The 14,224-nt window shown below is 43.1% G+C and carries 8 protein-coding genes and 1 pseudogene; 2 read left to right on the forward strand and 7 right to left on the reverse strand.

Annotation, left to right across the window (positions count from 1 at the left end; genetic code table 11):
• Positions 1-187 precede the first annotated feature (187 nt).
• Both BQ9893_RS07885 and BQ9893_RS07890 read left to right on the forward strand, forming a co-directional pair.
• Positions 188-430, forward strand: coding sequence for a hypothetical protein (locus tag BQ9893_RS07885; RefSeq protein ID WP_075965602.1), 243 nt, complete (start codon positions 188-190; stop codon positions 428-430).
• 134 nt (positions 431-564) lie between these two features.
• Positions 565-1,482 (forward strand): InlB B-repeat-containing protein, encoded by a 918-nt coding sequence (locus BQ9893_RS07890; protein WP_075965603.1) that lies wholly within the window; start codon positions 565-567, stop codon positions 1,480-1,482.
• Positions 1,483-1,872: 390 nt separating this feature from the next.
• Here BQ9893_RS07890 and BQ9893_RS21230 read toward each other — a convergent pair.
• From BQ9893_RS21230 to BQ9893_RS07920, 7 genes and pseudogenes are all read right to left on the reverse strand, one after another.
• Positions 1,873-1,998 (reverse strand): annotated as a pseudogene (locus BQ9893_RS21230) (IS256 family transposase); the annotation flags it as partial.
• Between the two features lie 85 nt (positions 1,999-2,083).
• Positions 2,084-3,364: a hypothetical protein gene (locus tag BQ9893_RS07895; protein WP_075965604.1), complete on the reverse strand. Its 1,281-nt coding sequence runs from the start codon at positions 3,362-3,364 to the stop codon at positions 2,084-2,086.
• A gap of 80 nt (positions 3,365-3,444) precedes the next feature.
• The gene (locus BQ9893_RS07900) at positions 3,445-7,635 is read right to left on the reverse strand and encodes a fimbrillin family protein (RefSeq protein WP_081415410.1); all 4,191 of its coding nucleotides are present in this window, start codon (positions 7,633-7,635) and stop codon (positions 3,445-3,447) included.
• 58 nt (positions 7,636-7,693) lie between these two features.
• A complete protein-coding gene (locus BQ9893_RS07905; protein WP_075965606.1) occupies positions 7,694-8,302 on the reverse strand; it encodes a hypothetical protein in 609 nt (202 codons plus the stop codon).
• A gap of 150 nt (positions 8,303-8,452) precedes the next feature.
• Positions 8,453-9,295, reverse strand: coding sequence for a hypothetical protein (locus tag BQ9893_RS07910; protein WP_075965607.1), 843 nt, complete (start codon positions 9,293-9,295; stop codon positions 8,453-8,455).
• Positions 9,296-10,038: 743 nt separating this feature from the next.
• Complete coding sequence (locus BQ9893_RS07915) at positions 10,039-13,668, reverse strand: ATP-binding protein (RefSeq protein WP_075965608.1); 3,630 nt, start codon at positions 13,666-13,668, stop codon at positions 10,039-10,041.
• Positions 13,652-14,221 carry a condensin complex protein MksE gene (locus BQ9893_RS07920; protein ID WP_075965609.1) on the reverse strand — a complete coding sequence of 190 codons (570 nt, stop codon included), beginning with the start codon at positions 14,219-14,221 and terminating at the stop codon, positions 13,652-13,654. Before BQ9893_RS07920 ends, BQ9893_RS07915 begins: the two co-directional genes overlap by 17 nt.
• Positions 14,222-14,224 lie beyond the last annotated feature (3 nt).

A 14,224-nucleotide genomic window follows, 5' to 3' on the forward strand; every position in this document is an offset into this window, starting at 1 on the left:
ATATTAGCTTCTCCTTCCAATGAACCGTCATAGCTCAACCAGACTCTACCATGGTATGTTCCATTTCCTGATGCTGGGTTAACATCAGAACCCGGTCTCAGTTAACATCTTAAGTAAACCTTCTTCTTTGCCGGTGCAACAGCCTTAAATTTAGCTGTCACAGTACAGTCGAATCACATTGATTATCATGTTTATCACTTTAAATTCTTTCAAGGCAGAGGAAAATTGGGAAGATATTTTTCTTAGAGGTAATTGGGAGGAAATTGACTGTTCTGCTGTTGCAGAAAAACAATCTGTAACAGCCGGCTATGCTGAAAAGCAAGTACTGGTATCTACATTCCCTAAACACACGGATATGACTATCCGGTTGTTTGCTGATGGTGATTTGCTAGTATTTGGCCCTATTGTTTTGAGCATTTTATATGTGTAAACAATTATTAAACAATATGCGTTTTATGTTATATATAGTTATTTCAAATTGTTCGGTTTATTGTTGTTAGCTTATAATATTTATATTTGTTACAGCAAGATAATGAATTGTTTAATTATTAAAACCAAAACAACATGAAAGAATTAAAGTATTTTATTTTTGGAATTTTGGCGGCCTTCTCTGTTGGGCTTTATTCCTGCCAAAATGATGATGTTGCGGATCCTTCTGCAACAGATGATAATGAACAAACGTTCACAGTTTTGGAAGATGTTACTACTAAAGGATCAACTGACATTCTTGAAGGATGTAATACTTATAAAACAGGTGAATATGTTAAAGTAAAGGCGAAATCAGGTGCTACGATTTCAGGAACTAGGCTTAGAGGTTCTGGAACTATTAGTAGTACATATGAGAAAAATGGCTACGCCTGGGCTAATATTGATGATATTCATGGAGACTGGAAGGTAAGTGCGACTTTACCGGATTATTCAGTGACTGTAAAAGCTGGTACTGGTGGAACTGCTAGTGGTGGAGGGACTGTAGAAAAAGGAAGTTCAGTAAATATCTCGGCTCAACCATCATCTGGTTATACTTTTGACAAGTGGACCTTAAGTACAGGATCTGGAAGCTTTGCCAATTCAACATCTTCATCTACTACTTTTTTCCCAAAGTCCAATTGTACGGTGACGGCAAATTTTAAGAAAAAAGATGATGGCTATTATATTGTTTCCTACTCCGTTGGTACAATATGGACCGCTGGTGGTCTTGAATTCACTATTTATGCTACCCGTTCTGACCCGAGTATGGACGAGGGTCTTCCTTCTACCTTGTATATGACATATTCAATTACCGCTGAATATAATACATTCGATGGTCAACATCATCAAGAGTTATATGCGTCTGGCAATGCTTATATTAGAGAAGGTGGGTATTATTGCAACGTTACGCATGATAAGGACATACCTAACTTATATGGAGATGTTGAGTATACTATCCAATTAAGCGGACCGTCCTCTTTATCGGGATTCCCCATTCAATATCAGCAGTATTAGCCAATTAATTTTGTTGGTTAATTTTATTTCTATTGATATGTCCTGATCTATCATGTGCAATTTTATACATACTTTGCGTATTATCAGTGATATATATACGTTATTGGGTACCCTGATAATGATTAGTTTGGATTACTAATTTTGTGGTGTAATCAAAAACAATATTATTATAAACAAACTAATTTTTAAATCGTTTCAGTCGGAAGTGGGATGAAAGTTGTACTAGCAGAAGAAGAGTTTCCAAAGGTACCAGAACCGAAAGTAAGAGTCCAACCATCAAATGTGTGGGCGTAAAATAAACTGTGTCACGCATTGTTTTTATTAAAAACTCATCGGTCGGGGATCGGCCAGCGCCAAGGGTCAGGACCACCCGTCCCGACGAGTGTAAAATTACAATAATTTAAATCGCTCTCCAAACTTTATAGCCAGTTGTTGCGAGATTGTAGCCCAATTGGCCAGTGGCATAGTCCATTTCTTCCGTATATTGCGGTATGCAAGATAAACCAATTTTTCAAGAAGGTGTGTCAAAAAGCACACCTTCTTTAGCTTTTAGAAAAACAAAAACAATCCTAACTTTATGAAAATCAACATATCATACTAATTATCTGATGATCTTAAAGGACTTAACCAGTTTCCCATCATAATTGTACAAACTAACAATATTCAGTCCACTACCAGGTTTCAAGTTAAAACTAAATGACTTACTTCCTTCTATGGAATTTGTTTGAACCAATCGCCCATTAATATCAACCACTCTCACAAAAGATGATTCAGCAACATTGCTTAAAGAAACCAAACCACTGGATTTATCAAATTTCAATCCAATCTTATCGACTTCAATAGTTTCCAGTCCTGTAACATCTTCATTAAAAGTCATAACAGGAAGATAATTCAACGCATGGTCCCAACCTTCAGTAACCAAAACCTTATTTGAGTCAAAGCAGAAATCTGCATTATCATTCACAATAAGCCAATTGGATTCGATATCCTCCTTACCATCCGGTAAAAAGTATGCGACCATATAAGGAGTCCAACGCTGTTGAATATCAAAATAATCACTCAGAAAACAATCCTCTATCATAACATCCAACTTACTATTTGCAGAAATAGTAATAGGGATACCACCATTTTCAGCTTTTGTCAATCCTATGTGAGCCAAGTTACTAGCGCAAATGCTCCATTCCGTGGTAACATCACCAGCACTATATTTCATTCCACGCCAAAACTTAGCCAAGTTACGTTCCCACATAATCTTGATTTTCCCATTCATTGGAGAAGAAGACTTGTTTACTAATTTCATTTGTACACTGAACTTCTCATTCTTATAGTAATTATACACACTATACTCACTATCTCCCTTTCCATTAGCATCCGGGAAATTCATATACTCAGAAGATGGTGCAGGATAGTTCTCATAAACATGGAGTTTCCAATAGCCGTTCTTTTCAATTGATGACATATGTCGCATCATATTCCAATTTGTCTCTCCTTTAAATCGTACAATAGGGAAAAATATATAATCTCCTTCAGGCAGATTAATGTAGCAAGAAACTTTAATGTCATGCATAGCTCCATTCTCTAGCATCACTTCACCTGTACCATCGTATATTTGAACAATTTTTCCTTCTTTAAAAGCGGCATAACGAAAATCACAGATTTTGCTTGCACCAGTACCATTAGTAAATGAAGCCCCAAAAACTTTAGTCTGACCACTCACCACAACTGGTCCATAATGCTGATCCCGAATTGTAACTGAAATATCAACCCAATTTTCATAGTCAATTACAACTTTACTAATATCCTCCCATGCAAATAATTTGGTATTAAAACTAAATACCATACATACGATAAATAATACAATTGATTTTACCCGTGTATTCATAATTACTTAAGTTTTTCTGTTCTATTTTACAATAGTTAGTAATTATCGGAGAGGAAATTCCTCTCCGATAGAAAATAATATCAATCCGTTACAGTCCAGTCTCGAACCAGTTGTTTCAAACTGATAGTTGCAGTACAGGATGTACCTCCAGAAGGAGTTGCAGTAACTGTTGCCGTACCAGTCTTATCAGAAGAATCCTCATTGGTACCATCTGGCCATATAGAGCTGGAATTACCAGAGAAATCACCTGTACAAGAAACACTTATATCAGACACAGTACATATCTCTTCTCCCTTACTTACACCATTAACATACTTAGTACGATAACCAGTTACAGTATATGATTGCTTATTTACTTTATCTCCATTCCAAGTCATCGACGTCGGACTAACAGTAATCCTATAGTTACCATAAGTGATAGATGCTCCACTTTGACTTACTGTAGCTGTTGCTGAAGAAGACTCTCCTTCATAAGTAAACGTAACAGAAACAGGACCTGAACGTGAGCTACCAGTATTCTCACCGGCTCTACCACCCGGACACCAGCTAGGCCATGAAACATTACCGGTTGTAGCTGTTCCCGAACCTGTTATACCTGTCGAACTGCTATTTGCTGTTTGTGAATACGATGCAGATCTGGTAATATTACCTTCTGTCCAAGATGCACTTACAGAACTGTTTCTGTTAACTGAATTATAATATTCAGTCCAACCGCAATTCGGCTTGGTAGGAGAAGCTGTAGCAGTACCTCCCTTAGCTGCAATCGGGCTTCCCGAAATACTCAGCGAGCCGTTTCCAATCCAATAGTCTTTATATGTACTTGTACCGTCCCTAACAGTCAAAGTAGATCCACTCACACTTGCCCAACTAGCTGTCGTTGAAAGAGTCGGAGCCCCTGCATATTCAGTGTCTCTTGAACCGGATACTTCAGCTGTTGAACCTGACTGTGAAATGTTATCCGATGCAGTCTTGTCCGATTCTCCGGAATAAGAGAACGTAGCTGTAACAGTCGTTGAACGTGAAGAAGAATTATATTCCTTCCATGTTGAACGTGAAGGGCTGTCATATGAGATAGACGCTGTACCACCAGTACGTCCAAAAGAACTATTACTCAAAGAAACAGAACCGCCAGACCAGCTAGCAGACCTATCTACAGGAGTTCTATGGTTATCTCCAAATGAGACAGTACCACTTGAGCTTGTGCCTCCAGAGTATGAAGCTGCACCACTCGCTGTAACACTCTTTATGCTATAATACTGTTTCTCAGTATTAATGGTTGCAGTTGAACCATTTTGACTTACTGTACAAGTAGCAGTTACGGTTACACCATCACCATCCGAGCCACCTGTAGAGTTAGAGAATGTCCATGTACCCGTCAGGGTAGCGGTACGTGTAGAAGTGTCATATCTATGCGTCTTGGTACGTGACGGAACCGTGATGGATACAGAACTGCTACCTCCACCTACAGGGATAGTACCACCACTGATAGTTACAGAACCGGGTGTCCAGTTTGTATAATCGTCTGTCTCTTTACCCTTGTTGGCACCGGCACTTACAGATGAAGTATTGGAAGTGAACATACCGCTAGAAGACATCACGCTTGTCAGTACACCAGTCTCCGTATAAGTATCCAGAACAGTTGATCCATCCAATTTCACCGTAACTGTACGTTTCGGGTTAGTTATATTATATCCGGTAGAACCACCGTCTGCCCCGATTGTGTTCTTGGTTGAGATTGCCTGTCCGGAACCGTTTCCACGCTCTTCAGTAACAGTACCACCTTTCTGGGTAATCGTCACAGTCTTCGTAGATGCCGAATGGCCATTCTCTGTATTAGGCATGGTCGCAGTCACAACTACATTACGATCAGAAGTCGGTGTACCCAAAGTTGATGCATCATAGTTCTTCTGCACAGACACGCGACTACCGGAAGTAGAACCATTGATTGTAGCGAAGTTGCTACCCTGAGTGATAGACAATGTAGGCGAACCTGTCTGCTTATCTGTACCCTTATCAGCGGTAATGTTATTCCAATCATAATTCATGTCACGAGTCGCGGATGTGGTAATCTGAGATGTATTAGCCGCCCCGCTAGATGCAATAACTTGCAAAGTTGTCGGATTACCGGTAAGCGTAATCACATAATCGGTCCACGTCTTGTTTGTCTTCACACCCGCATTCTGCTTGACCGGAGTCTTACCGGTGACAGTGCCGGATGTCGTACTGCTGATAGTGATTGTCTGTGAACGTTCGCTCTCAGTCTTGTTGTTCTTGGTCGTTACAGAGAATGCAGCACCCTGCTTGTTGGCAAAGTCATGACCGAACTGGGCAGCCGGGAACGTACGTGTCTTGGCCACCGAGGAAATACCCCAATGAGAATCCGCATTGCTGCTGAATGCAGACTTGATATCAGCCTGTGCAATCGTTTCGATATCCACTACAACACCGGATACCTTACGCGGGCGATAGATATATGCATCGAATGTACCCTTTTCCGCACCGTTTACAGTACCTTTGGCATCCATCTTCGAATTGATGGCTGCAGCGTTTTCAATAAGTACAGACCATTTGCTGTCATCCTTGTCACCATAAGAAACTGTACCCTTCGCCTGGTTGACAGTCAAGAGATAAGTTGCCTGGGCCACCTTGGAGTGATCAATCGGGTTATCCAATGCACCCTTACCGTTCTCAGTAGTATACATATCCTGTCCGTCGATAACCACGTGGGCAACCAACTTACGGGCAACGGTAGCGCCACTTACTTCATCACTGTTAGGAGTTGACTTGATAGTCTTGCTGCTTTCGGTATATACCCATGCAGGTTCATTAAAACGGTCCTTGTTGCCTGTGGGAACATATTCACTTTCCTGAACTTTCAGGGTAATCCGATCATTCTCGCGAGTTGTCAGCGCAGGATCCGTTACGTTCTCACCATCCAAAGTTACGATACGTGTGGCACGTAAAGAGATATTGCGGCTGGAAGCGTCAGTTGCGCCAATATTGACAGTCGGTGTAGTACCTCCATTAGCAACAGGACTGCTCCATGTGATCTGCCACGGAGTATATACATAGTTTTCATAACGTGCCTGAATGCGGCGGTTCTTGTTTACGGTAAACTTATATGTCTCACCTGCACCTTCAATTTTAGTCCATGTATTAGCCTTTGCGTCATATTCAAACCATCCGATAAACTGAGTACCCAACGGCAGACCTTTACCCATCTCAGCTCCTACCTGGCATTCGCGACCACTCAAATAACGACCGACAAATTTCTTCAGCGTGCCCGCATCACCACCGCCGGTAGTGATAACACATCCGTCGTAAGAGTCGCAATTAGCGTTGGCCAAATCACCGTTACGGCGTACATCGGCTGTAATCGTGTACATATCACCGGCCAAGTCATAAGTCTTTCCTCTTTCCAAAGTCTGGGTTGTACCGCTCAATTTAGCCTTAATAGCCGCCAACGGTTTGTTGCCGGCATCATAAGGCACAAACAAGTCCTGTCCGTCAGAAATGGCAACAGGAGGCACGAAAGCCTGGAACTCGGTAGAACCGGTAGTAGCGTTGTACGCATTCTTGATGTTCATTCTGATACCGGTACCCGGATTTTGTCCGGACTTCTGTACAGATGTAAGGGCGTCAAGATTAATGACCGCCGTTGTACCGAACAAAGCGTTTACATACTCATTGGCATTGGCATCCGAACGGGTCCAGCTAAAGCGCACATCAGACATCATGTGATAGAAATCCATATCCACTTCACCGGTAGCATTATCTACAATAGTAGATTTACCAGCAAGGATGTCCGAGTTAGTACGGTTCGCGTCTGAAGTCTGGTCAGATGCCACGGTGAACTCAAGGGCCCGTCCATCAACATCCACACCTGTCTTGGAGGTGCTATACGGATAATAAGCGTAGAACTTGAAAGTTCCCTCGCGGCTGATCCAAATCTTGTCGGCTTCGGATGCTGCTTCAAATTTCCCGTTGTTGTACACATACTTCTTGTTAGAAGCGAAATTCACCTTTCCGAGCGATTTGCCCGGTTCCACACAGAATACGCCGATGGCGTCATCCTGGAGCCAAACAGTTTTCGGGGCCGTTTTGGTATCCTCCCCCCAGTTCTCGTTTTGCTCCGCATTGTCATAAATAACTGCCAGAACCTGTCCCTTGTCATTGGTAACCGGGTCATCGTCCTTGTCACACGACTGAAAGCCCAGTGTCAACGCCAAAAGGTACATGACCGTTCTGAAGCAAACAACAAACTTCTTCATACATTAAAGATTTTAATTAAACTATAATTCAAAAATAATTGTCTGTCTCTTTGGAAGGCTATTTGTCCAACTTCACCCGCAGCATGAACCGTACCAGGCAAGAATCAGATTTGTTGGAATCGGCATAACGATCGCCGTAGAGGTCATAAGTAATTCCGTAATGCGGATACGCCGGGTCGGGTTCCGGAGTGGAAGACCAGTAATTGTTCATGCCGATCTGCCGTGCCTGAGGTACAGTGTCCAGCATGGCAAAAAGCCGATCGTATGATTTACGCAAGAGTCTCCATTCACCGACAGAGGGAACGAACCACTCCTTCCCCATCGAGCGCATCCGGTTGACGATGGGAGAATCCTTACCGAGTGATTTGACCCATACTTTGGTATTTTCCTCTCCACAAAGACTGTCCGGTGAAGCCACGCCATCCAGCACGGAACTAACGTCCGTCAACGGCAGGTTGAACTCCTGAAGGGAAAGAACATAGCACCAACTGCTGTCAGCCCCGGCTTTCATGTCAAAAACTATACCTTGCGGCTGCCTGATTGAATCAAACCCAGGGGAAAAAGTTCCGTCCTCATTATAGAAGAACCCTAATTGGGGTTTGACTGCGGGTGTACAACCTGCGAGCAGCCATGCCAACAATGGCAAGAAAAGTGCTAATTTCTTCATAAGTTGAAAATGTTTTGGTTATAACTTTCGCCATTTCACAGTTTATCAACTGCAAAACTACTTATAAAATTCTGAAATACAAAAAAATGTAGAATTTTATTAGTTTATCGATAGACAATTATATTATGAATATAGCCTGATGTCGTCCGGTCAATTATAAGAGATGTGATATACCTCGGTTGAAACCAGTCTTACAGTCTTGGAAAAAGCCTTGCCATCTTTTTCAAAACGGAGGTATAGATTAGCGGGATGCTCCCCATTATCTTCATCTTGAACGGTTTCGATACGGAGAACAAACATTCCCTTATTGTCAGGAGCCACGAAGCTGTCAACGACCTTGATCCATTCATTATCTTCCAATTCATAGGAGAACGAACATTCCTCGTCGCACCACACCTCGGGCATCTTCACGCCATTGACATACATGGAAGAAGCCAATGAGCACTGAAAATCGATCACCTCGCCCTTGTTGTCCAAAAGCACTTCGTTTTCCTTATATCCGGGATACATGACAAAATAATCATCACCGATTACCAGTTCACCCTTCTCCTGCTTGACAGGCATGGTCAGAGAATTGCCACCCACATTGAAGGAAACAGATGACAAAACAGCGTTCTCATAATCCATATTGGCCGGTGCTGTCAAAGAAAGGCTTGAGGTCTGCATGTTTGAACCTTCTTTTAGCTCGACAGAATAATCTTTGTTAGAGACAGTAACCCCTACTTCTGAACACGGTACATATTCATAAGTACCTTTGAACACACCATCCGACAACACCTGCCTGCGGATGGTCACATCGAAATCAGACACAGCGGCCATGGGAGAAACAAAGAGCGTATCCACCGGATCCTTCTTGGTTGAAGGCTCAAAACACGCAATTTCATACTTATCGAAAGTCAATTTTTCGGGAACATCCGGTATGACTTCCGAAGAGTCAGAACAGGAGACAAACATTGCCAAAGGCAACACATACTGAAAAAGTTTAAATTCCATAGTTGAAAAATATTATTGGGTTAAACATTAACTAAACGCATCATTACTAATTCGTTATACAAATATACCTATAATTATCAAGACTACAAAAAATACACAAAAAAACAGCTAAATTATTAACGCTCATTAGCTTTTATGAAATTTTTACGCAATTAATCCAAGCACGAGCAATACAGAATTCCGGAAAATAATCTATCCAATATACTGGTCCAGCTTAGAAATATAAGAAAATTATGAAAATTAATCGAGTTCGCTTGTTTTACCAACAATAACTTATTATATTTGCATATGTTGATTCAGACAACAACAATGTTCTTTGATTTTCACTCTGTTGTCAGATTGAAGGGATAATTAAACTGCCCCATTCAAGCAGAAAATATAATTCACACGGCTCTCTGGCAGATAGGGATAATGGCTAAATTTGAGGATTTCTATATCTTCTTGAAAAAGAGGGTATTCCATTAGAACAAGGATTAAGATATTTACGTGGCTTATTGCCGTAACGTACCTCATTTTGTCAAAGAATCCATTAAAACAAGGATTAAGACACTTTGACAAAACAGCCACCTCCCTATCTGCCAGAGAGTTTTCTTATATACGCACCTTTACCTAAAAAACAACAGCTAATTTTGGAACAGATAATAAACAATATCTTATTTTTCTGTTCCAAAATTAGCTGTACTCCGGTTGGTTCTCTTTTTGAAGTCTATCAGTAAAGAGCTACCTATAGAACCTATAGACAACTAATCAAACTGTGTAATCACCCGTCTGATTCGGGTAAAGCTGTCGTTATCCTTCTCCAGTTTATAGATATGCTTGTAGGACAAAGCATCCTGCTCTGTAGGAGATCCATTAATCAACAGGATATCCCGGTCGTTTGCGAACTTCAGGATACCTGCCATATTATTGGGATGCAGCTTGCCGATCTCATCCATCATACAGTGCAACTTGAATTCGGAAAATTCGGTGGAAGCATTACGTTTGAAAACATTCAGCAGCATGATATTCACCATAGACTTGACCAGGATATCCGTACCCTCAGAGCCTACATTAGTCAGCCGCTCAACGAACCCCGTATCATTCCGGTTCTCGATGACGCGGAATTTCAGATCGAAGAAGTCTGCCAGCCGGATCAGGTTTCCCGAATGCGCATCCATAGCCTTGATTAACTCACGCAGCAATGTCGTTGCCTTTTCGCGCGTCGCGGAGTCGTCTCCTGCAGTAGAGAACAGGTTTTGTCCCAAATCCCACCCGAACTCTTCATTGAACCGCCTAATCTCCTTCAACAGGTTCACTATCTTGTTCTGGCTAGGATCGATTCTCATTTCAATGCATTGGATAATCCCGACGAAATTCTTCTCCTTGAAATCCGTGTTTATCATTTCCACCACGGCACGGATATTCCCCTCTTGGGAAACCATGCTCTTGGTGTCAGCCGTAATCTGACGGAAAATATCCGAATTGCGTGTATTGATTCGTGACTGGTATTCCGAAATCTTGTCCTCCGCGATAAAATCCTTCAGATCACCGGCAAAGTCCATATACTCATGGTCATCGGAGAAAACCGTCTTGAATGCAAAGACATTACCCTCAGAGAAGTTGCCTGTATAGGCAACAATGTCTTTCCTCAAGCTTGATAACCGCTGTGCCTGCTCGTTGACAGAAATGGTAATCTCCCGTACCAAGGCACGGCAATCCCCGTCCGTCTCCCCCCTATCCATGGAAGAAAATATGGAATCACGGGAGACGAACCAATCAGACAAAGTTGACCGGTGATATTCCTCACGGTTCTCCATTGCCTTCCTGTTGGCTTCCTTCAATCCTTTCAGTTCTGCGTCCACCTTACCAATGTCATGGTTTACTTCAGAAAGACGTTTCTTCAGTTCATCCCTCTCCTGTCCCACTATCATTTGCAAGCGGGTACTCTCTGCGGTCCAGTGCGGAACCTTATCCAGTACTTCGCGCTTATCCTTCAGGTACTCGATAACCAGCGGCTTAGTCTCATTAATATAAGCAATCTCTTTATTGATATATACCAGCCGCGCATTAATCTCCTCCAGCCGTTTCGGGTCTCCCCCACTCGCCTGCAAGTTCTCAAGCTGCCGTCTGTCATATTCCGCTTTACGCTCTTCCAAGTTCGCCCTCTTAAGCCGGATTTCCTCTTGAATGCTCTCCCTCTCACGAGACAGTTCCTTGTCCAACACCTTCAATTCGCCTTCTTCCTGCTTCTGCAAAGCTGACATCTCCTTATCCAACTTCGCCTGAAGCGCATCCATGGTTCCACAGACAGAAGACAAAGCCGCTTCCAGCGCATGTAAATCTTCTTCCAGGCGGCGGACACTCTCATTCTGCGAACGTACCGCCTGATCCTGCAAGGCTGCCAGGCGGGACTCATCCTCCTTCTTGCGGATTTCCAACTGTTCCAACTCGTAATCAACCTGATAAAGATCATCCTTTATCGGTTTTACCGAAGACTGGTACTGTTTGCGTAACCGTTCCTTTGCCTTTTCCAAATCCAGACCGGCATCAGCCATAAACTGCCGGATAGACGCACATTTATCCATGGCGTCCTTTCTCTCTGACAGGTAATCTTCCTTGGTCTTCACCTGTCGATGCGAACCGGCAGTAAAACGAATCCCATAGAAAGTATCCCCATCGGCCACCTCTGCAGCAAATTCTTTAGAATACAACAAGCGCTCATCACATACCTGGCCGATGGTCTGCTCCCAACCCGGCTTGTTCTCCGACAGCCAGCTGAAGAAACTGTCTTTCTGGTTGTCCAGGAACTCGGTCAGCTCCGTTATCTTGGCATCCAACATCCCGATTTCACCCTCATTCGTTTCTCTCAGCTTTTGGAAATCTTCCTCCAACCGCTTTTCTGAGGTCTCCAATTCATTTGACTGGCAGGTAAGTTCATACTTGAGTTCACGCATCTTCAGCTCCAAGTCCTTCCGGTTTGACAGGTAGCTTCCCAGACGTTCCTTTACAGCATCCAGTTCCTCGGAAGAGCCTTTTTGTCCACGGACAGCATTAATCTGCATCTTCTTGGCCGCAATCTCCGACTTATATTTCTCCCTGTCAGCGAAAAGACGCTCCTTTTCGACCGAAGCCTTTTGTCGTAAATCATCCGTCAAAGAGCGGTAATAGTCACGACGCTCATCCCGACGGCAATTGATTCCCGCCTCGATTGCCAACAGTTGCTTTTGCTTCTCATTCTCAAATCCGGCCAGCTCATTCTTTAGATTGGCAATCAGGCCGGCATGGAGAACAGAAGCCTCCTTATTCTTTGAAGACAACAAATCCTGTTCCGTTACCAATGATTCCTGCTCTTGTTGCAAAACCTCGAACTTACTGCAGCGGTCCATTGCCGACCGGATATCCTTTCCGGAATAATACCGTTGTTTGGCTTCCGCTTTGGAGAGAGAGTCCTTCAGTACGGCCAACTCCGCTTCCATGGCCGCCGTCCGTTTCTTGGACTCCGTATCCAGCCGTTCCCGCTTCTTATAAAAGTCGGACTTGATTTCCTCTTTCTCATGTATCTTCCGTGCCAGTTCAGGCAGCACGCTCTCTGTTTGCAGATAAGCGCTCCGCAACTGCCGGCACAAGTCATTGATCCGCAAGTTCCGCTTACGGATATCGTCGAATAAGGAAACAATGCCGTTCGCCTTACGCATCATGCCCGGATCACGGAACGTACCAATGTCACTCAACTGGCTCTCGAACCCCGACAAATGGCTCCGGTAACGGGTCAGGTCAATCACGCTGTCTTCCTCGTTCAATGAAGTGATGATGGTCTGCTTTATGTAATCAGCCTCCAGCCGTGAATTAAGCAATACATTCTGGATGGTCCGGACAATGTTCTGATAAGAAACACTCTCCATCAGAGAGAAACAAGAATAATCCACCTTATTGTCAGTATTCCCATATAGGATATTCCGATATTCCTCATAGGTTGATATCGCCTTGCTATACTTGATTCCATTCTTGTCCAACACAGAACGCACGCTGTCCGACGAATAAGGTACACCTTCCTCGTCGATGAACAAGTCCGGCCGATACGGGGAAGCGATAAAGCGGTAACATATACGGTTCATCGTTTTATAGCTGAATACTGTGAAACAGCCATCCTCCCTCATTACCTCATATATAATATAGGAGTCAGCATAAGGGAAATAATACTCCTGATAGGATTTCTTTTCCACCGGAATGCCCAATCGTTGTGCGTCGGCATTATAAAAGAAAAGAATCGCCCGCAGGATAGTACTCTTCCCCACCCCCTGTGTTCCGATAAAATGTATGTTGCCGTCCAGCTGTATTTCAGAATAGCGGATAGCTGCACTGTTTATGAATATTATTCTATTGAGATATCTCATTTTCGTTTGCAATATTGATGCTGTTAATCATTTGAGTGAGGTAATCCCATGAAGACAGCACTTTCCATGTCCCGTTCATGTCACTCACACACTCGATAAAACCCTCCTTGCCCATTCGGTCCAGAATGACATCCAGAATATCCTTGCGCTTTTCCTTACCGCCGGCATGCTTCTTCAGGCCGTCCAGTTTCATTTCAAGATCCATGTCAATGCGTGAACGGACGAGGATCTCTGCCGGAGAGAAAGAAAATCCCGGTCCGAATGCCGTATCATAAGTACAAAAGAAATCCATGATGTCGATCCAGGCATAGAAACGCTGCAACTTTTGTTCCAGGGTAGCACGCGGCTCCTTACGGGAAAAGTAGAAATAATTGTTCCCCTGTTCCAGCACAAAGTTTATGTACATGAAATAATCGCGCAAGAGTTCAAAATTCTCCTCGACTATCAGGAATAATGTCTTCAGTTCCTTGACACTGGTGTTTGAGCACAGGAAATTACCCTTCGACAGGTAATCATAGACCTGAGCGGTCTGTACAGGCAAATTATCTAACATATT

The organism is Parabacteroides massiliensis (genome assembly GCF_900155425.1).
GTDB lineage: Bacteria > Bacteroidota > Bacteroidia > Bacteroidales > Tannerellaceae > Parabacteroides > Parabacteroides massiliensis.